The 20122-nt window shown below is 73.7% G+C and carries 15 protein-coding genes; 9 read left to right on the top strand and 6 right to left on the bottom strand.

What is annotated here, in order from left to right; genetic code table 11:
* Nucleotides 1-117: 117 nt before the first annotated feature.
* The 4 genes from ACFUJY_RS34505 to ACFUJY_RS34490 form a co-directional block, all read right to left on the bottom strand.
* Nucleotides 118-2379, bottom strand: a complete 2262-nt coding sequence (locus ACFUJY_RS34505) for a protein kinase (RefSeq protein WP_383307027.1) — start codon at nucleotides 2377-2379, stop codon at nucleotides 118-120.
* Between the two features lie 74 nt (nucleotides 2380-2453).
* The gene (locus tag ACFUJY_RS34500) at nucleotides 2454-4925 is read right to left on the bottom strand and encodes a protein kinase (RefSeq protein WP_383307025.1); all 2472 of its coding nucleotides are present in this window, start codon (nucleotides 4923-4925) and stop codon (nucleotides 2454-2456) included.
* A 121-nt stretch (nucleotides 4926-5046) separates the two neighbouring features.
* Nucleotides 5047-6006, bottom strand: coding sequence for a methylmalonyl Co-A mutase-associated GTPase MeaB (meaB, locus tag ACFUJY_RS34495; RefSeq protein ID WP_383307023.1), 960 nt, complete (start codon nucleotides 6004-6006; stop codon nucleotides 5047-5049).
* 40 nt (nucleotides 6007-6046) lie between these two features.
* Nucleotides 6047-7249, bottom strand: a complete 1203-nt coding sequence (locus tag ACFUJY_RS34490) for an acetyl-CoA C-acetyltransferase (RefSeq protein ID WP_383307021.1) — start codon at nucleotides 7247-7249, stop codon at nucleotides 6047-6049.
* Between the two features lie 134 nt (nucleotides 7250-7383).
* On the opposite strand from ACFUJY_RS34490, the gene mce reads away from it, so the two are divergent.
* The 7 genes from mce (at nucleotide 7384) to ACFUJY_RS34455 (ending at nucleotide 16936) form a co-directional block, all read left to right on the top strand.
* A complete protein-coding gene (gene mce, locus ACFUJY_RS34485; RefSeq protein WP_383307019.1) occupies nucleotides 7384-7812 on the top strand; it encodes a methylmalonyl-CoA epimerase in 429 nt (142 codons plus the stop codon).
* 132 nt (nucleotides 7813-7944) lie between these two features.
* On the top strand, nucleotides 7945-11742 hold the full coding sequence (gene scy, locus ACFUJY_RS34480) for a polarized growth protein Scy (RefSeq protein ID WP_383307017.1): 3798 nt from the start codon (nucleotides 7945-7947) through the stop codon (nucleotides 11740-11742).
* A 185-nt stretch (nucleotides 11743-11927) separates the two neighbouring features.
* On the top strand, nucleotides 11928-12866 hold the full coding sequence (locus ACFUJY_RS34475) for a cellulose-binding protein (protein WP_164399603.1): 939 nt from the start codon (nucleotides 11928-11930) through the stop codon (nucleotides 12864-12866).
* A gap of 89 nt (nucleotides 12867-12955) precedes the next feature.
* Nucleotides 12956-13945, top strand: a complete 990-nt coding sequence (locus tag ACFUJY_RS34470; protein ID WP_383307015.1) for an ABC transporter ATP-binding protein — start codon at nucleotides 12956-12958, stop codon at nucleotides 13943-13945.
* Nucleotides 13946-13947: 2 nt separating this feature from the next.
* Nucleotides 13948-14727, top strand: coding sequence for an ABC transporter permease subunit (locus ACFUJY_RS34465; RefSeq protein ID WP_383307013.1), 780 nt, complete (start codon nucleotides 13948-13950; stop codon nucleotides 14725-14727).
* A gap of 146 nt (nucleotides 14728-14873) precedes the next feature.
* Entirely contained in the window at nucleotides 14874-16070 is a 1197-nt protein-coding gene (locus tag ACFUJY_RS34460) for an ABC transporter ATP-binding protein (RefSeq protein WP_383307011.1), read from the top strand.
* Nucleotides 16067-16936 carry an ABC transporter permease subunit gene (locus ACFUJY_RS34455; RefSeq protein ID WP_383307009.1) on the top strand — a complete coding sequence of 290 codons (870 nt, stop codon included), beginning with the start codon at nucleotides 16067-16069 and terminating at the stop codon, nucleotides 16934-16936. Before ACFUJY_RS34460 ends, ACFUJY_RS34455 begins: the two co-directional genes overlap by 4 nt.
* A gap of 12 nt (nucleotides 16937-16948) precedes the next feature.
* Here the strand turns inward: ACFUJY_RS34455 and ACFUJY_RS34450 are convergent, their stop codons facing one another.
* Nucleotides 16949-17278 carry an ATP/GTP-binding protein gene (locus tag ACFUJY_RS34450; RefSeq protein ID WP_383307007.1) on the bottom strand — a complete coding sequence of 110 codons (330 nt, stop codon included), beginning with the start codon at nucleotides 17276-17278 and terminating at the stop codon, nucleotides 16949-16951.
* 199 nt (nucleotides 17279-17477) lie between these two features.
* Between ACFUJY_RS34450 and ACFUJY_RS34445 the strand changes: the two genes are divergently transcribed.
* A complete protein-coding gene (locus ACFUJY_RS34445; protein ID WP_383307005.1) occupies nucleotides 17478-18518 on the top strand; it encodes an LLM class flavin-dependent oxidoreductase in 1041 nt (346 codons plus the stop codon).
* 99 nt (nucleotides 18519-18617) lie between these two features.
* Here the strand turns inward: ACFUJY_RS34445 and ACFUJY_RS34440 are convergent, their stop codons facing one another.
* Nucleotides 18618-19010, bottom strand: coding sequence for an SCO5389 family protein (locus ACFUJY_RS34440; protein ID WP_018102614.1), 393 nt, complete (start codon nucleotides 19008-19010; stop codon nucleotides 18618-18620).
* Nucleotides 19011-19276: 266 nt separating this feature from the next.
* Here ACFUJY_RS34440 and nucS point away from each other — a divergent pair, with 266 nt between their 5' ends.
* Nucleotides 19277-19948 (top strand): endonuclease NucS, encoded by a 672-nt coding sequence (gene nucS, locus ACFUJY_RS34435; protein ID WP_383307003.1) that lies wholly within the window; start codon nucleotides 19277-19279, stop codon nucleotides 19946-19948.
* The last annotated feature ends 174 nt before the right edge of the window (nucleotides 19949-20122 follow it).

Here is a 20122-nt window from a genome sequence, read left to right as displayed (position 1 = left end):
GGCGGGGCGGGGGGGCCCCGCGGGGGGGGGGGCGGGGGGGGGGGGGGGGCGCCCCCCCCCGGGGGGCGCGGGGGGGGGGGGGGGGGGGGGCCCCCCCCCCCCCACCCCCGGCCGACGTCACGGCGCGTACGCCGACAGCACCGTGCCGTTCTCGAAGCTCGCGAGCACCGTGTCGCCCCGGGCCAGGACGGACACCGACGCCGGGTCCGGATAGTCGTTCACCGTCGGGCCCGGCCAGCCCTTGATCTCCGCCGCGCCCCGCGGCTCGGCCTCGCCCTCCGAGTCGAGGGGGACACCCGTGGGGCCGAAATCCTGCACGATCATCACACGGTCACCGACGACGAACGGCACCCCCGAGTGGGCCACGAGCTCGTCGCACTCGCACGTCGCCCACCGCACCTCCCCGGACGCCGGCTCCACCGCGTAGACCCGGTCCGGGCTGCTCACCACGACCGTGCCGTCGGCCGCCAGTGCCGGGCGGTACGCGATCTCCACGCCGGGGAGGAGCGTGCGCCGCTTCCCGGGGGACGTCACATCGGCCACGGCCAGACCGTCCGGGCCCGGGCAGAAGAGCCGCCTGCCCTTCAGGGCCGGGGTGCGGCACGCCGCGTCGGCCGCCGAGACCCGGGTCCCGTCCGACGCCTTCACGACGGTGACCGCGTCGCCCGCCGCGACGAGCCGGCCGTCGTCCAGGAGGAGTTCGGAGGTCTCGGACGGCTCCCGCCACTCCTCGTCCCAGAGCCGGCCGTGGTCGCCGGTCAGGCGGCGCGCGACCAGCCGGCCCGTCGCCGAGCCCCGCGCCCTCGTGGCGTAGTACAGGGTGCCGCCCGACTGCACGGAGTCGGCCACGGCCACCCCGTCCGGCAGCCGTACGCGCCACTTCTCGGCGCCGTCGGACAGCCCGCGCGCCACCAGGGCACCGCCCTCGAAGGCGTACACCGTGCCGTCCAGGACCGCCGCCACCGACGTGGGACCCGACGCGGTCCGCGCGCCGCGCCACAGCCGCTTGCCGTCCGCCGCCGCCAGCGCGGTGATCCGGCGGGGGCCCGCGCACACCACCGACGCATCGGCGTACACGCACTCGACCCGGCCGTCGTCCACCCGGGTGTGCCAGGCCCGCCAGCCCTCCGGACGGGTGGCGATGTCGGCCGCCGCCGCGCCGAAGTCGCCGGTGCGGCCCGGGTCCGCGTGCGGGAAGACGACCTGGCCGGCGCCCTCGGTGGACACCGCCCCGGAGGCGGACGCCGTCGGCCGGGCGCCCCCGCCTGCGCCGTCGCGCCCGTCGTCACCGGAGAAGAGCCCCGGGAGGAGGACCGCGCCCAGTGCGACGCACCCCGCCGTCGCCAGCGCGGCGAGCCCGAGCCGCAGCCGCCTGCCGCCCTTCCGCTCCCCCGGGACCGCGACCGGCACGACCGGGGTGCGGGCGAACGCCGGGTGGTGGGGCGGGAGCGGCGGGGCGGCGGCCGGTGCGGGGGCCGCCGCCCGCGCGCAGGCGTCGGCCGCCGCGGCGTGGGCGGCCAGCTGCCCCCGTACCGCGTCGGTCCACGGGAACGCGCCCGGCGCGGGCCGCTCCGGCAGCAGCAGCTCCGCCAGGCCGCCGGGGGTGGGCCGGGCGGCCGGGTCGGTCCGCAGGCACGCCTCGATCACCGGGCGCAGGGCGGGCGGCACCCGGGAGAGCTCGGCCTCGCCCCGGGCGATCCGGAAGATCACGGCGGCCATGTCGGAGTCGTCGAACGGCCCGTGCCCCGTGGCCGCGAAGGCCAGCACCGCGCCCAGGCAGAACACGTCGGACGCGGGCACCAGCGCCCGGGAGCCGTTGACGTGCTCGGGCGAGATGTAGCCCGGGCTGCCGACGACGACTCCGGTACGGGTGAGCTGGGTGGCGTCGAACGCCTGGGCGATGCCGAAGTCGATGACCTTGGGTCCCTCCGGCCCGAGGAGCACGTTGCCCGGTTTCAGGTCGCGGACCGCGTGCATGTCCGCCAGCGCCAGGGCCAGACCGGCGCCGAGGGCCCGGACCGCCGGTTCGGGGAGCGGTCCGCCCCGGGTCACCGCCTCGGCGAGCGAGGGCCCGGGGACGTACTCGGTGGCCAGCCACGGCAGCCGGCCGCTCGCGTCGCCGCCCACGAGCGCGGCGGTGTGCGGGCTGCGGACGGCCTCGGCGGCGGCGATCTCGCGGCGGAAGCGGACCCGGAAGCCGTCGTCCAGGTCCAGGTCGGGCCGGACGGTCTTCAGGGCGACCAGGGCAGACCCCGGGCCCTGCGGGCCGCCCATGGGCCGGGCGAGATAGACCTCGCCCATGCCGCCCGCGCCGAGCAGCCCGAGCAGCTGGTACGGCCCGATCAGCCGGGCCCGCCCGGCCGGCAGCGGCTGGATCACTGTGCGCTCTCCTCGGTCGTACGGGAACGGTCCGGTGCGTGCGTCGTGCGTGGTGCGTCGGGCGGATCAGTCGGTCAGTCCGGCAGCCGTACGGAGACCGTCGTGCCGTCGTCGTACACGAGGTGCACCACCCCGCCCACGGGCAGCACCCGGGGGGCCAGCAGTTCCCTGCCCAGTTCGATGCTCTGGGCCCTGTCGTAGTCCGGGGTCGCGCTCGGGCCGGGGGCGCCGGCGATCCTGGTCCTTTTGAGGGGGCCGAGCGTGCCGTCGGGGCGGACCGCCACCGTGTACAGCACCGAGGTGTCCGCCCAGACCACGGTGTCGGCGACGATGAGCGGGGCGGAGGCCGGGTTGCTCAGGCCCTCCCCGGGGTGGGGCGTCAGCGGGAAGCGGCCGAGGGTGCGGCCGTCCGCCCGGCTCACGACGTCGATCTCGTGGGGCACGCTCTCCACGTACTCGTCGCCCCTGCTCAGCACGGCGACCCGGTCGTCGAGCGCGGTCAGCCTCGCGCCGGACACCAGCCCGGCGTCCAGCTCCACCCGCCCCCGGGCCCTGAGGTCGCCGGCCGTGAACCGGAGTACGGCGATGTCCTCGCCGAAACCGGAGTCGCCCTCGTCGTTGGGCACGAACGTCGTGCAGAAGGCGGAGCCGCCGCGCACCCGCAGGTCCGTGCAGCCGGAGTTCATGGGCTTCTGCCGGGCGTCGCCCCCGGCCGTGCCCAGCAGCCGGCCGTCCTCCGGGCGAAAGGCCTGCGGGCCCTCCAGGCCGATCGCGTACACCACCTTGCCGTCGGTGGCGACGGGCCAGAAGTTGCCCTTCTGCGCGTTGGCGATGTCCTCCTCCGCCAGCCGCATCCGCCACTTCTCGGTGCCCGTCCTCCGGTCGTACGCGGCGAGTTCGGCCCCTTCGGACGCCGAGGCGGCGGCGAAGACCAGGTCGCCGACCACCAGCGGCGCGCTCTCCAGGGACAGGGCCCCGCCCGCCCTGGTCTCCCAACGCCCCTTGCCCGTGCGGGCGTCCAGCGCGTGGAGGCGGCTGCCGACGGCGAGCAGGACGGTGTCGTCGTACACCGTGGGCACGGTGGCCCCCGCGGGCATGAAGAACGCGCCGCTGGGCCCGTAGCCCGCCTGCCGGCCGCTCATCTCCTGGCCCGAGTCGAACGTCCACAGGCGGTGCCCGTCGGCGGCCGACAGCGCCTCGTACGTGCCGTCGACCAGTCGGCACACCAGCACGTCACGTCCGGCCGAGCAGCCGAGCGGGGGCTCCGCGAACGCGCCCCGCCACGGCTTCTTCCAGCCGGCGGGCCGTACGTCGCGGCCGTAGGGGACGGTCCCCGAGGCATCCGGGCCGCCCTTCTCGCCCACGCCCGCCACCATGACCGCCGCCTTCGGCCCACCGCCGCCCGCCCGGGCCCCGGCGCCGCCGCGCTCGCGCCACCCCAGGTACCCGCCGGTGGCCGCGCCCAGCAGGACCAGCGCCGCCAGGGCGGCGGCGAGCCCGCGCCGCCGGCGGCGCGGGGGCGCGGGGAGACCGGGGCCCTCGGTGGGGGCGAGGTGCACGGGGGGCACGGCATCCGGTGCCGCGGCGGGCCGTCCGTACGGGTCGGCCGGGGCCCCGGTGGCGGCCTGGGTCGGCGTGTAGCCGGGCAGCAGGGGGCCGGACAGCGCGGTGACGCGCGCCAGCTCCCTTCCGTGCTCCGCGATCTGCGCGCCGACCGGGGCGGGCCAGCCGGACGCGGCGCCGGGCGCCAGCCGTTCGGCGAGGGCGGCGGCGGTGGGGCGGGCGGCCGGGTCGGCGGTGAGGCAGTCCGCGAGGACCGCGCGCAGCGTCTCCGGCACGTCCGCGAGATCGGCCTCGACGTATTTGACGCGGTACAGGACGGCCGCCACGGGGCCGTCGCCGAACGGGTCGCGCCCGGTGGCGGCGAAGCAGAGCACGGAGGCGAGGCAGAAGACGTCGGAGGCCGGGACGACGCGTCCGCTGCCCGCGACGTGCTCCGGGGACATGAAGGCGGGGCTGCCGACCATCCGGCTGGTCGTGGTGAGCGGGGTGGCGCCGGTGTCCCGGGCGATCCCGAAGTCGATGAGGCGGGGCCCGTCGGCGGCGAGCATGACGTTGCCCGGTTTCACGTCCCGGTGCACGATCCCCGCCGCGTGCACGGCCGCCAGCGCGCGGGCCAGCCCGGCGCCCAGCATCCGCACCTCGGCCTCGTCCAGCGCGCCCGCCCCGCGCACGGCGGCGGAGAGCGTCGGCCCGGCCACGTAGGCGGTGGCGAGCCAGGGCACGGCGGCGTCGGCGTCCCCGTCGATCAGCGGGGCGAGGTGAGGGCCGGTGACGGACCGGGCGACGGCGATCTCGCGGCGGAAGCGGTCGCGGAAGCCGGGGTCCTGCGCCACGTCGCGCCGGACGGTCTTGACGGCGGCGGGCGCGGCGGAGCCGCCCCGGTCACCGAGGAAGACCTCCCCCATGCCGCCCGCGCCCAGCCGGGCCCGGATCGTGTACGGGCCGATGGTCCTGGGCGAATCGTCCCTGAGCGGACCGAGCATGTGGCACTTCCCCCCTCGTGCGCATGACCGGCGGCCATCCTGCCACGGGGGCGCGGGAGTTGCGGCGCTTACGGACCCTCACGGAGCACGGCCCGCACGCCGTGTCCGGGAGGGCCCGCCGTCAGCTGCCGCCCGTCAGTCCCGCCACCAGTTCGTCCGCCGCCGCGTACGGGTCGAGGCGGCCGGCCACGATGCGCTCGGCGAGGGCGTCCAGCCGGCGGTCGCCGTGCAGGGTGCCGATGCGTTCGCGGAGGCGGGTGACCGCGATCGTCTCGACCTCGCGGGCGGCGCGGGCCGCCCGGCGTTCGCCGAGGACACCGCGCTCCTCCATCCAGGCGCGGTGCTTCTCCAGGGCCTCGACCACCTCGTCGACGCCCTCGCCCCGGGCGGCGACCGTCTTCACGATCGGCGGCCGCCAGTCGCCGGGGCCCCGGGACTCCCCAAGGCCCAGCATGTGGTTGAGCTCGCGGGCGGTGGCGTCGGCGCCGTCCCGGTCCGCCTTGTTCACCACGTACACGTCGCCGATCTCCAGGATGCCCGCCTTCGCGGCCTGGATGCCGTCCCCCATGCCGGGGGCCAGGAGGACGACCGAGGTGTCGGCCTGCGAGGCGATCTCCACCTCGGACTGGCCGACGCCCACGGTCTCCACCAGGATCACGTCGAAGCCCGACGCGTCCAGCACCCGGATCGCCTGCGGAGCCGCCCAGGCGAGGCCGCCGAGGTGGCCGCGGGTCGCCATGGAGCGGATGTAGACGCCCGGGTCGGACGCGTGGTCCGACATGCGGACCCGGTCGCCGAGCAGCGCCCCGCCGGAGAACGGCGAGGACGGGTCGACGGCGAGCACCGCGACCCGCTTGCCCTGCTTCCGGTACGCGGAGACGAGCGCCGACGTCGACGTGGACTTGCCGACGCCGGGTGAACCGGTCAGGCCGACCACGTACGCGCTGCCCGCCAGCGGCGCCAAGGCCGCCATCACCTCGCGCAGCTGCGGCGAGGCTCCCTCCACCAGGGAGATGAGCCGGGCCACCGCCCGCGGTCCGCCCGCGCGGGCCTGCTCCACCAGGGTGGGGACGTCCACCATCACCGCTCCGTTCCGCTCGCCGCGTCTTTCCCGTACCGCTCTACTTGCCCGGCACGCGCAGGATCAGCGCGTCGCCCTGGCCGCCGCCGCCGCACAGCGCCGCGGCACCGGTGCCGCCGCCGCGCCGCTTGAGCTCCAGCGCCAGGTGCAGCACCACGCGGGCGCCGGACATGCCGATGGGGTGGCCGAGCGCGATGGCGCCGCCGTTGACGTTGACCTTGTCCGAGGTGACGCCGAGGTCCTTCATGGACTGGACGGCGACGGCCGCGAACGCCTCGTTGATCTCGATGAGGTCCAGGTCCTCGACGCCGATGCCCTCCTTCGCGAGGGCGTGCCGGATGGCGTTGGACGGCTGCGACTGGAGCGAGTTGTCCGGGCCCGCCACGTTGCCGTGGGCGCCGATCTCGGCGATCCACTCCAGGCCCAGCTCCTCGGCCTTGGCCTTGCTCATGACGACGACCGCGGCGGCGCCGTCGGAGATCTGCGAGGAGGTGCCCGCGGTGATCGTGCCGTCCTTGGCGAAGGCCGGGCGCAGCTTGCCCAGGGACTCCACCGTGGTCTCGGGGCGGATGCCCTCGTCCTTGGCGAAGAGGACCGGGTCGCCCTTGCGCTGCGGGATCTCGACCGGGGTGATCTCGGCCTCGAACAGGCCGTTCTTCTGGGCGGCGGCGGCGCGCTGGTGGGACTGGGCGCCGATCTCGTCCTGGGCGGCGCGGTCGAGCCCGAGGCGGGTGTTGTGCTTCTCGGTGGACTCGCCCATCGGGATGTTCTCGTAGGCGTCGGTCAGACCGTCGTACGCCATGGAGTCCAGCATCTCGATCGCGCCGTACTTGTGGCCCTCGCGGGACTTCGGGAGCAGGTGCGGGGCGTTCGTCATGGACTCCTGGCCGCCGGCCACGACGACGTCGAACTCACCGGCGCGGATGAGCTGGTCGGCCAGGGCGATGGCGTCGAGCCCGGAGAGGCACACCTTGTTGACGGTGAGCGCGGGCACGTTCATCGGGATGCCGGCCTTGACCGCGGCCTGGCGGGCCGGGATCTGGCCCGCGCCGGCCTGGAGCACCTGGCCCATGATCACGTACTCGACCTGGTCGCCGCCGATGCCGGCGCGGTCCAGCGCCGCCTTGATGGCGAAGCCGCCGAGGTCGGCCGCCGAGAAGCTCTTCAGGGAGCCGAGGAGCCGGCCCATGGGCGTCCGGGCGCCCGCGACGATCACGGAGGTGGTACCGGTCGTTCCTGACATGAGGCACAGCCCCTTGGGTTGGAAGTGAACGAGGGTTTACTTGAATGTACTGAGCGGTACCCGCCCCGTCATCCGGCAGCGGGTGTGATCGCGCGCACGTTGCGTAACCATCCGGAGCGCGCTGCACTGGTTCCATGCTGACGCGAATCGACCACATCGGAATCGCCTGTTCCGACCTCGACGCGACCGTCGAGTTCTACCGCTCGACCTACGGGTTCGAGGTCTTCCACACCGAGGTCAACGAGGAGCAGGGCGTACGCGAGGCCATGCTCAAGATCAACGGTACGTCCGACGGCGGCGCCTCGTACCTCCAGCTCCTGGAGCCCACCCGGGAGGACTCCGCCGTGGGCAAGTGGCTGGCGAAGAACGGGGAGGGCGTGCACCACATCGCCTTCGGTACGGCGGACGTCGACGGGGACGCCGCGGACATCCGCGAGAAGGGGGTCAGGGTGCTGTACGACGAGCCCAGGACGGGTTCGATGGGGTCCAGGATCACCTTCCTCCACCCCAAGGACTGCCACGGCGTCCTCACCGAACTGGTCACCGCGAAGACGGAGCACTGACCCCAGCCATACCCGCCCGGTAGAGTGGGCTCTTCCGGGCCGGGGCCGGGTCGGGGGCGCGCCGCGTCCCCAGCCGTTGATCTGTCACCATTCCCCGAACGTTGAGAGCTCGGGGAAGGATGGGACCGCGCAGTGCGGGGCTACGAACGCCAGGAGAGCCACCGAGCTGAAGACGACCATCTCTCGCGGTTCGAGGCCGAGATGGACCGGCTCAGGACCGACCGGGAGAAGGCCGTCCAGCACGCCGAGGACCTCGGTTACCAGGTCGAGGTCTTGCGGGCCAAGCTGCACGAGGCACGGCGCAGTCTGGCGATGCGTCCCGCCTACGACAGCGCGGACATCGGCTACCAGGCGGAGCAGCTGCTCCGGAACGCCCAGATCCAGGCCGAGCAGCTGCGCAGCGACGCCGAGCGCGAGCTGCGCGACGCCCGCGCCCAGACGCAGCGCATCCTCCAGGAGCACGCCGAGCACCAGGCCCGCCTCCAGGCCGAGCTGCACAACGAGGCGGTGCAGCGCCGCCAGCAGCTCGACCAGGAGCTGGCGGAGCGCCGCCAGACCGTCGAGTCCCACGTCAACGAGAACGTCGCCTGGGCCGAGCAGCTGCGGGCCCGGACGGAGTCGCAGGCCCGCCGCCTGATGGAGGAGTCCCGCGCCGAGGCGGAGCAGGCGCTCGCCGCCGCCCGGGCCGAGGCCGCCCGGCTGGCCGAGGAGACGCGTCAGCGCGTCGGCTCCGAGGCGGAGTCCGCCCGGGCCGAGGCGGAGTCGATCCTGTCGCGCGCCCGCAAGGACGCCGAGCGGATGCTCAGCGCCGCCGCCGGCCAGGCGCAGGAGGCCACCAGCCACGCGGAGCAGCTGCGGCTGACGACGACCGCGGAGACCGAGCAGGCCCGGCAGCAGACCACCGAGCTGAACCGGGCCGCCGAGCAGCGCATGCAGGAGGCCGAGACCCGGCTGCGCGAGGCGCGCCTGGAGGCCGAGAAGGTCCTCTCCGAGGCCAAGGAGGCCGCGGTCAAGCGGCTGGCGTCCGCCGAGTCGCAGAACGAGCAGCGCACCCGGACCGCCAAGACGGAGATCGCCCGGCTGGTCGGCGAGGCGACCAAGGAGTCCGAGACCCTCAAGGCGGAGGCCGAGCAGGCGCTCGCGGACGCCCGTGCCGAGGCCGAACGGCTCCGCGCGGAGGCGGCCGAGGCCGCGCGCACCGCCGCCGCCGAGGACGCGGCGGCCCAGCTCGCGAAGGCGGCCCGGTCCGCCGAGGAGATCCTGACCAAGGCGTCCGAGGACGCGAAGACGGCCACCAGGGCGGCGGGCGAGGAGGCCGAGCGCATCCGCCGCGAGGCCGAGGCCGAGGCGGACCGGCTGCGCGGCGAGGCGGCCGAGCAGGCCGACCAGCTCAAGGGCGCGGCCAAGGACGACACCAAGGAGTACCGGGCCAAGACGGTCGAGCTCCAGGAGGAGGCGCGCCGGCTGCGCGGTGAGGCCGAGCAGCTGCGGGCCGAGGCGGTCGCGGAGGGCGAGCGCATCCGGGGGGAGGCCCGCCGGGAGGCCCTTCAGCAGATCGAGGAGGGCGCGAAGACCGCCGAGGAGCTGCTCGCGAAGGCCAAGGCCGACGCGGAGGAGCTGCGCGGCACCGCAACCGCCGAGGGCGAGCGGGTCCGGACCGAGGCGACGGAGCGGGCCGCCGCGCTGCGCAAGCAGGCGGAGGAAGCCCTCGACCGGGCCCGTGCCGAGGCCGAGCAGCTGCGCACGGAGGCCGAGGAGCAGGCCGAGGCGGCGAGGACCGCTGCCGAGGAGGCGGCGGCCGCGCTGCGCGAGGAGACCGAGCTCGCCGTCGCGGCCCGGCAGTCGGAGGCGGCCGACGAGCTGGCCCGGCTCAAGGACGAGGCCGGGACCCGGGTCGCCGCGGCCGAGCAGGCGCTCGGCGAGGCGCGTACGGAGGCGGAGCGCATCCGGCGCGAGGCCGGTGAGGAGTCCGAGCGGCTGCGCGCGGAGTCCGCCGAGCGGCTGCGGACGCTCCAGGAGCAGGTGGAGGCCGAGGCCCAGCGGCTGCGCGACGAGGCCGCGGCGGACGCCTCGCAGTCGCGTGCCGAGGGCGAGGCCGTCGCCGTACGGCTGCGCACCGAGGCCGCCACCGAGGCGGAGCGGCTGCGGACCGAGGCGCAGGAGAGCGCCGACCGGATGCGGTCGGAGGCCGCCGCGGCGGCGGAGCGGGTGGGCATGGAGGCGGCCGAGGCGCTGGCAGCCGCCCAGGAGGAGGCGAACCGGCGCCGGCGCGAGGCCGAGGAGACGCTGGACGCGGCTCGCTCCGAGGCGAACCAGGAGCGTGAGCGCGCCCGCGAGCAGAGCGAGGAGCTGCTGGCCTCCGCGCGCAAGCGGGTCGAGGAGGCGCAGGCCGAGGCGCAGCGGCTGACCGGCGAGGCGGAGACCCGGGCGGCCGAGCTGGTCGCGGCGGCCGAGCAGACCGCCCAGCAGGTGCGGGACGCGGTCAGCGGGCTCCAGGAGCAGGCCGAGGCGGAGATCGCCGGGCTGCGCTCGACCGCGGAGCACGTCGCGGAGCGGACGAAGTCGGAGGCCCAGGAGGAGGCCGACCGGCTGCGGGCCGACGCGCACGCCGAGCGGGAGCGGGCGGGCGAGGACGCCTCGCGCATCCGCCAGGTGGCCAAGGAGGAGACGGACGCCGCCAAGGCGATGGCGGAGCGTACGGTCTCCGAGGCGATCGCGGAGTCCGAGCGGCTGCGGGCCGACACCGCCGAGTACAGCCAGCGGATGCGCACCGAGGCGTCGGACGCGCTGGCGTCCGCCGAGCAGGACGCGGCGCGCAGCCGGGCGGAGGCCCGCGAGGACGCCAACCGGATGCGGACCGAGGCGGCGGCCCAGGTCGACCTCCTGGTGTCCGAGGCGACCGCGGAGGCCGAGCGGCTGCGCGCGGACGCGGAGCGCCAGGCGGCCCGGACCGTGGACGAGGCGGCGGGCGACGCGGAGCGGATGCGGGCGGAGGCTTCGGCCACCGTGGGCTCCGCCCAGGAGCACGCGGCGCGCACCCGGGAGGAGTCGGAGCGGCTGCGCGCGGACGCCGAGGCGGCTGCCGAGCAGATGCGGGCCGAGGCGCGCCAGGAGGCGGACCGGCTGCTCAACGAGGCGCGCGAGGCGGCTGCGAAGCGCCGGGCGGACGCGGCGGAGCAGGCGGACCAGCTCATCGCCAAGGCCCAGGAGGAGGCGCTGCGCGCCGCCACGGAGGCCGAGGAGCAGGCCGACACGATGGTCGGCGCGGCGCGCAAGGAGGCCGTGCGGATCACCTCCGAGGCGACGGTCGAGGGCAACACGCTGGTGGAGCGGGCCCGGACGGACGCGGACGAGCTGCTGGTCGGCGCGCGCCGGGACGCCACGCAGATCCGGGAGCGGGCCGAGGAGCTGAAGACCCGTGCGGAGACCGAGGTCCAGGAGCTGCACGACCGGGCGCGCCGGGAGACGGCCGAGCAGGTCAAGACGGTCGGCGAGCGCGTCGACAAGCTGATGAAGGCCGCCACCGAGCAGCGCGAGGAGGCCGCGGCGAAGTCCAAGGAGCTGCTGGCGGACGCCAACTCCGAGGCGAGCAAGGTCCGGATCGCCGCCGTGAAGCGGGCCGAGTCGCTGCTGAAGGAGGCCGAGCAGAAGAAGGCCAGCCTGGTGCGCGAGGCCGAGAAGCTGCGGGCGGACGCCGAGGCCGAGGCCACGCGGATGGTGGACGAGGGCCGGCGCGAGCTGGAGGTCCTGGTGCGCCGGCGCGAGGACATCAACACGGAGATCTCCCGTGTCCAGGACGTGCTGGAGGCGTTGGAGTCTTTCGAGACCCCCGCGGCGGGCGGTAAGGGCGGGGGCTCCGCACCGGCCGCCGGCGTCAAGGCCGGTGCCGCGGCGGGCACTCGATCGGGTGGCAAGCAGTCCGATGGGTAGCCGACCGGCCGTCGTCCGTGGTTGCCCATGGACCGTCGTTCCTCCGAGTGGCAAGAGTTACGCGGGTCAGCCACTCAAAAGGGGTGTCATTCTCCAGATCAAACCGGCATCTGCTCGATGACACGCCGTTCCGGCCCCTAGGATTCCCTCTATCACCTCACCGGTCTCACTTCGACAGGAACCCCATGAGTGACCCTTCCTCCCCCTTCGGCTTCGAACTCGTGCGGCGTGGTTACGACCGCGGTCAGGTGGATGACCGCATTACCAAGCTCGTCGCCGACCGTGATAGTGCTCTCGCCCGCATCACGTCGCTGGAAAAGCGCATCGAGGAGCTGCACCTCGAAACGCAGAACGCCCAGGCCCAGGTGAACGACGCGGAGCCGTCGTACGCGGGCCTCGGCGCGCGTGTGGAGAAGATCCTCCGCCTGGCCGAGGAGGAGGCGAAGGACCTGCGCGAGGAGGCCCGTCGCGCCGCCGAGCAGCACCGCGAACTGGCCGAGTCCGCCGCCCAGCAGGTGCGCAACGACGCCGAGACGTTCGCCGCCGAGCGCAAGGCCAAGGCCGAGGACGACGGCGTCCGCATCGTCGACAAGGCCAAGGGTGAGGCCACGGCGCTGCGCTCGGACGCGCAGAAGGACGCGGCGCAGAAGCGTGAGGAGGCCGACGCCCTCTTCGAGGAGACCCGCGCCAAGGCCGCCCAGGCCGCCGCGGACTTCGAGACCAACCTCGCCAAGCGCCGCGACCAGTCGGAGCGCGACCTCGCGTCCCGCCAGGCCAAGGCCGAGAAGCGCCTCGCCGAGATCGAGCACCGCGCCGAGCAGCTTCGCCTGGAGGCCGAGAAGCTGCGCACGGACGCCGAGCGCCGGGCCCGTCAGACGGTGGAGACCGCGCAGCGCCAGTCCGAGGACATCGTGGCGGACGCCAACGCGAAGGCCGACCGCATCCGCAGCGAGTCGGAGCGCGAGCTCGCGGCCCTCACCAACCGCCGCGACTCGATCAACGCGCAGCTGACCAACGTCCGCGAGATGCTGGCGACGCTGACCGGTGCCGCGGTGGCCGCCGCCGGCACCCCCGCCGACGAGGAGCCCGCCTCGCGCGGCGTCCCGGCCCAGCAGACCCGCTGACCCGGGGAGCGGCACCCGCCCGGTTCGCCCGCGTGCCCGGCACCGCCCTTGTGGTGGCGCCGGGCACGCGGGCGTTCTAGCGTGAACGCATGATCGAGCTCGATGGCCTCACGAAGAGGTACGGGAACAAGGTCGCCGTCGACCAGTTGTCGTGCGTGATCAGACCGGGAATGGTGACGGGTTTTCTGGGCCCCAACGGGGCGGGCAAGTCCACCACGATGCGGATGATGCTCGATCTCGACAACCCGACCAGCGGTTCCGTGCGGATCGACGGCAGGCACTACCGCGAACTGGCGGAACCGCTGAAGTACATCGGGGCGCTCCTGGACGCCAAGGCGATGCACGGAGGGCGCAGCGCGTACAACAACCTGCTCTGCCTGGCGCAGAGCAACCGCATTCCCGAACAGCGGGTGGCGGAGGTGCTGGAGACCGTGGGCCTGACCGCGGTGGCGAGGAAGAAGTCGAAGGGTTTCTCGCTCGGCATGGGCCAGCGCCTGGGCATCGCCTCGGCGCTGCTCGGTGATCCCCGCATCCTGATGTTCGACGAGCCGGTCAACGGGCTCGACCCCGAGGGCATCCACTGGATCCGGAACCTGATGAAGACGCTCGCCGCGCAGGGCCGGACGATCTTCGTCTCCTCGCACCTGATGAGCGAGATGGCGCTGACCGCCGACCACCTCATCGTGATCGGCCAGGGCAGGCTGCTCGCGGACACGTCGATGGCCGACTTCATCCAGGAGAACTCGCGCAGTTACGTACGGCTGCGCTCCCCGCAGCAGGAGCGGCTGCGCGACGTGCTGCACCAGGAGGGCGTCGCCGCCGTCGAGGCGGACGGCGGCACGCTGGAGGTGGACGGCGCCACCACCGAGGACCTGGGCGAGCTGGCCGCCCGGCACGGCATCACGCTGCACGAGCTGAGCGCCCAGCGGGCGTCGCTGGAGGAGGCGTTCATGCAGATGACGGCGGGTGCGGTCGAGTACCACGCGCACTCGGAGCCGGGCGGCGGCGCGCCACCGCCCGAGGGTCCGCAGTGGGGCGAGGGCTGGGTACGGCGGCCCGGCGGCGGAGAGGGGGCGTGACGATGGCTTCGGTTCCCGCGGTCCTGACCTCCGAATGGACCAAGATCCGCACGGTCTCCTCCACCACCTGGACGCTGATCTCGGCGTTCCTGGTCACCGTGGCGATGGGCGCGGCCCTGTGCGCGCTGATGAACGCGCAGTTCGACGACCTCAAGCCGGAGGAGCAGCTCACCTTCGACCCGACGTTCATCAGCTTCTCCGGGATGATCCTCGGACAGCTGGCGATGGTGGTGTTCGGGGTGCTCGTCGTCGGTACGGAGTACAGCTCCGGCATGATCCGCACGTCGCTGGCCGCCGTGCCGCAGCGGGCGACGTTCCTGTTCAGCAAGATGCTGGTGGCCGGGGTCCTCGCACTGGTGGTGGGGCTGGTCACCAGCTTCGTCACGTTCTTCCTCGGCCAGGCGCTGCTGGGCGACCACGGTACGGACATCGGCGCGGACAACGTGCTGCGCGCGGTCGTCGGCGGCGGCCTCTACATGGGGCTGATCGCGCTGTTCTCCATGGGGGTGGCGGCGATGCTGCGCAGCTCCATGCTGTCGCTGGGCATCCTGATGCCGTTCTTCTTCCTGGTCTCGCAGATCCTGTCGGCGGTGCCGGGCGCCAAGAAGGCCGCCCAGTACTTCCCGGACCAGGCGGGCTCCAAGATCATGCAGGTGGTGCCGGACGCGATGAACAGCGATCCGGCGCCGTACGGGCCGTGGGCCGGGCTGCTGATCATGGTCGGCTGGGTGGCGGCGGCGGTGCTCGGCGGCTTCCTCGTGCTCAAGAAGCGGGACGCCTGAGAACCGTTACGGAGAGGTGGCCGGGGACTCACCCCCGTAACGGCTTGGGCGGAACCGTCAAGGCGCGGATATCCTCCTAACTCTTACGGGGGCGTGCGGCCGGACGGCGTGTGCCCCGACGACAGATAAGTCGATGGGGCTGGAGCATGATCGAGGCAGTCGGCCTGACCAAGCGCTATGGCGCGAAGACGGCCGTGTACAACCTTTCCTTCCAGGTGCGGCCGGGTGCCGTCACCGGGTTCCTCGGTCCCAACGGGTCCGGCAAGTCGACGACCATGCGGATGATCCTCGGCCTGGACCGGCCGACGGCCGGCCGGGTCACCATCGGCGGCCACGAGTTCCGGACCCTGCCGAACGCGCCCCGTCAGGTGGGCGCCCTGCTCGACGCCAAGGCGGTGCACGGCGGGCGCAGCGCCCGCAACCACCTGCTCTCGCTGGCCCAGCTGGCCGGCATCCCGGAGGCGCGGGTGGACGAGGTGCTGGGCGTCGTCGGCCTCCAGGACGTGGCCCGTAAGCGCTCCAAGGGGTTCTCGCTGGGCATGGGGCAGCGCCTCGGCATCGCGGCGGCGCTGCTCGGCGACCCGCAGGTGCTGCTGTTCGACGAACCGGTCAACGGCCTCGACCCGGAGGGCATCCTCTGGGTCCGGAACCTGATGAAGATGCTGGCGTCCGAGGGCCGCACGGTCTTCGTCTCCTCGCACCTGATGAGCGAGATGGCCCTCACCGCCGACCACCTGATCGTGATCGGGCGCGGCCAGCTGATGGCCGACATGAGCGTCAAGGACTTCATCTCGGCCAACTCGGCCGACTTCGCCCGGGTCCGCGTCCCGGACGGGACGCCGGAGCAGCGGGAGAAGCTGACCACCACGCTGACCGAGGCGGGCGGCCAGGTCCTGTCGGAGCCGGACGGCGCCCTGCGGGTCACCGGCCTGGCGCTCCCCCGGATCAGCGACCTGGCCCATGAGTCGGACGTCCGGCTGTGGGAGCTCTCGCCGCACCAGGCGTCGCTGGAGGAGGCGTACATGCGGATGACGCAGGGCGCCGTGGACTACCGTTCGACGGCTGACGAGCGGGCCCACCTCCAGCAGCAGCCGCCGCACCCCGGCTACGGGCAGCAGCCGGGGTACGCCCCGCCGCCGCAGCAGCCCGTGCCGGACGTGCCCCAGCAGGGCTGGTACGCCCCGCCGCCGCCCGGACAGAACCCGTACGCCGCCGCACCGGCCCAGGCGCCCGCGCCCCAGGGGCCCGCGCCGGCCGCCACCGCTCCCGCCCCGGCGGCGCCCGCCGAGGCCCCCGCCCCCGCAGACCTGACCAAGCGCGAGACCAGCGAGGACCCCCGATGACCACGCCGCCGGCGCCGCAGGCGCCGTACCAGCAGCAGCCCGCGCCGCAGCAGGGGTACCAGCAGCCGCAGGGGTACTACACCTCGCCGATCCCCGTGCGCCCCGCGACGCTCGGGGACGCCATCGCCTCGGAGTGGACCAAGATCCGGTCCGTGCGCTCGACCATGTGGACGCTCGGCGTGATGACCGCGCTGCTGCTGGTCATCGGGGTGCTCGCGGCCGTCGCCGTGTCCGCGTCCGACGCGGAGATGGACGGGACCCCCGTCCTGAGCCTCGGCTTCTTCGGGGTGCTGCTCGGCACGATCTGCGTGATCACGCTCGGCGTGATGACGATCGCGTCGGAGTACGGCACCGGCATGATCCGTACGACGCTGACGGCCTGCCCGAGCCGGGGCCGGGTGCTCGGCGCCAAGGCGCTCGTCTTCTTCCTGCTCACCTTCGTCCTCACCACGGTGATGACGTCGGTGGTCGCCCTGATCCAGTCGTCCATGCTGGACGCGGCGTCGCCGAGCGGCGAGGAGTGGCTGCGCGCCACGGTCGGCGTCGGGCTCTACGTGGCGACGCTGGGGCTGCTGGCGCTCGCGGTCGGCGCGCTGATCCGGCACTCGGCCGGGGCGATCACGCTGATGATCGGCGTGGTGCTGCTGCCGCTCGTGCTGGCCATCTTCATGTTCGCGTCGTCTCTGTCGACGCTCCAGGAGAAGCTGCTGGAGTACTCGATCCCCAACCAGCTGAGCGTCTTCTACGACAACTCGGTCACGTCGTCCGGCGGCCCGTCCGGCTGGGAGCCGCTGTGGATCATCCTCGGCGTGACGGCGGTCGCCATGGGCGGGGCGTACCTGTCGATGAACCAGCGCGACGTCTGAGGGGCGAGCGCCTCAGTAGCGCGGCGCGTTCCGGGACCGCTGCACCTTCGTGGTGCGGCGGTCCTTCGCGTTCCAGCAGGCCTTGTGCCAGTGCCTGCGGTCGTCGACCCCGCTGTACTCGGACCAGGCCACCAGGTGCGGCACGCCGGACGGGATCTCCTGGTCGCAGCCGGGGCAGCGGTAGCGCTTTCCGGCCGCGCTCGCGCCGCTGACCGGGCGCACCGACCACTCCTCGCCCTGCCACTCCTCCGTGCGCCCTCCCCCGCCGTACCGGTCGCCCGACTCGCTCGCGCTGTCGTTGCGGCTCTCGCCGCCTCGGGGGCGGTTGCGGCGCGGGGACACGTTTCACCTCACGGAACGGGGCTGGGCAGGTCTCTTCCAGCCTAGGGCCAATCGGGCGGGGTACCCGCCGTTGGGGACCCGGGGCGCGATGGGTTACCGGAAAATCGCAACAACTCCGCACCGGACCGTGCCTTTGGCACGTGTCAGACGTTGTTGCCAGTAGGGGAGAGCCGCGTCGGCCACAAGGAGGCAATCGGCGATGCGTGTCGGAACGTTCGTACTGGCGGCCCAGTTTCCGGGCCAGGGACCGGGGGAAGCGCTGCACCGCACCATCCGGTCCGCCGAGGTCGCCGAGGAGTCCGGGCTCGACTCGGTCTGGCTGGCCGAACACCACTTCGTGCCGTACGGGGTGTGCCCGTCCGCCGTCACCCTGGCCGCGCAGCTGCTCGGCCGGACCCGTCGCATCCGCGTCGGCACGGCGGTGAGCGTGCTGCCCACGCAGCACCCGGTGGCGCTCGGCGAGCAGGCCGCGCTGCTCCATCTGACCAGTGGCGGCCGGTTCAGCCTCGGGGTCGGCCGGGGCGGTCCCTGGGTGGACCTGGAGGTGTTCGGCGGCGGCCTGGAGGCGTACGAGAAGGGGTTCCCGGAGTCCCTGGGGCTCCTGCTCGACTGGTTGCGCGAACCGCGCGTGGCGGGCCGGGGCGAGCGGTACGGCTTCCGCGAGGTCGCGGTGGTCCCCCGGGCCGACGAGCTGATCGGCTCGGACGGCGCCGAGGGCTCCGGCCCCGAGGTGATCGTCGCGTGCACCTCGCGGAAGACCGTGGAGCTCGCCGCCGACCGGGGCCTGCCGATGCTGCTCGGCATGCACTGCGGGGACGAGGACAAGGCGGAGATGGTGGCGCTCTGGCGGTCCCGCGCGCTGGCGGCCGGCCACGCGCCGGAGAAGGTGCGCGCGGCGGGGCACGTGTCGGCCGGGGTCGCCCAGATCGCCGACCGCACCGAGGACGCCGTCGAGACGCTGGTGAAGGCGATGCCGGGCTGGCTGCGCCAGGGGCTGGACGCACATGTGACGGTGGACGGCCGGCACCGCGTGATGCGGGACCCCGTCGGGTACGCGGAGCTGCTGTGCGGCCTTCATCCCGTGGGCACACCGGAGCTCGCGGCCGAGCGCCTGGCCGTCACCGCCGAGCGCACGGGCATCACCCGCTTCGCGCTCCTGGTGGAGGGTTCCGGAGATCTCGTCGCCACGGAGGAGAACGTAACGCGGCTGGGTACGGAGGTACGGCCACTCCTCGAATGACCCCCACGCACGGACGAAAGGGTGTACGGCGGTGTGCGTACGGAGCCGCCGCCCCGGACCAGTTGCACCTCCCGCGGCCCGGAACGGCGACGGAAGCGTTCAGCAGTCCCGTAGTTCGGGCGACTGGTTGAGCAACTGGCCCCTCACCGAGGTGAACTTGGCCAGTCGGTCGTCGACCGAGGCGTCCAGCGGGAACACCGCGACGCGGTGGCAGTTCTGGAATGCGAGACGCACCCCGAAGTGCCGCTGCAGCGCTCCGCGTATCGCATCACTCGCGAGCGCACGCAGCAGCTGACCACGTGCCTGCTCATTGGGCGGCGGCGTCTGGTTGTCGGCGAACTCCCCGCCGTCGACCTTCAGCTGAGCCACCAACGAGCTGATCATCTCCCATGCGTAGGGCAGGGAGGTCCGGACGCAGTCGACGAAGTCGGCTTCGTCGACCTCGCCTCGCTCGGCCTGTTCCAACAGAGCCGGTGAGACGTCGAGCGACATGGGTTCTCCTCTCGCGGCCCCGGCGGATTACCGGAGCCTTACGGGCAGGGAAGAAGGCCGACGACGACGCAGCGTGCACGCACGGCGACCTCCCGCTTCCACGGTAAGGGCGCAGTCCGGGCCGCACCAGGAGAATGGGAACACAACCGGCCAATAACGAAGGGGTTCAAAGAGGGGCAAGACAGAAAGCGTCAACTCCGGAAGGGACGGGAGTGACAGATGGGTGAATCGCGCCGGGCCCTCGTCGTCGAGTAGCGTTGCGGACCATGCGTCTCGTCATCGCCCGCTGCTCCGTGGACTACGCGGGCCGGCTCACGGCCCACCTGCCCTCCGCTCCCCGCCTCATCCTGGTGAAGGCGGACGGGAGCGTGTCGATCCACGCCGACGACAGGGCTTACAAACCGCTCAACTGGATGTCGCCGCCCTGCACCCTGAAGGAGGGCAGCGGCGACACCGAGGGCGTCTGGACCGTGGTGAACAAGGCGGGCGAAAAACTGATCATCACGATGGAGGAAATCCTCCACGACTCAAGCCATGAACTGGGCGTCGATCCGGGGCTGATCAAGGACGGCGTCGAGGCGCACCTCCAGGAACTGCTCGCGGACCGCATCGAGACCCTGGGCGAGGGCTACACCCTGATCCGCCGCGAGTACTTCACGGCCATCGGCCCGGTCGACATCCTGTGCCGCGACGCGGACGGGCAGACGGTGGCCGTCGAGCTGAAGCGGCGCGGCGACATCGACGGCGTCGAGCAGCTGACGCGTTACCTGGAACTGCTCAACCGCGACCCGCACCTGGCCCCGGTCAGGGGCATCTTCGCCGCCCAGGAGATCAAGCCGCAGGCCCGCGTCCTGGCCACGGACCGCGGCATCGGCTGCGTGGTCCTGGACTACGACGCGATGCGCGGCATCGAGGACGACAAGCTGCGCTTGTTCTGAACCGGGGGCGTGGCAAGCCCGTCCGGCGATTGAGGACGGAACCCCCGGGCCGGGGGCCGGCGCCTTCGCGGACAGGCCCCTAGGGCCTGTCCGGCGGATCTTCGCGGGCCCGCGACGCCTGGCACGCACTCTCGCCGCACGCCCGAATCACCCAAGTACGTCCAGTACGAGGGT

The sequence above is a fragment of the Streptomyces sp. NPDC057249 genome (assembly GCF_042669245.1).
Lineage (GTDB): Bacteria > Actinomycetota > Actinomycetes > Streptomycetales > Streptomycetaceae > Streptomyces.
The sequence above is the reverse complement of the archived record's forward strand: the minus strand, read 5'-3'. Positions and strand labels throughout refer to the sequence as shown.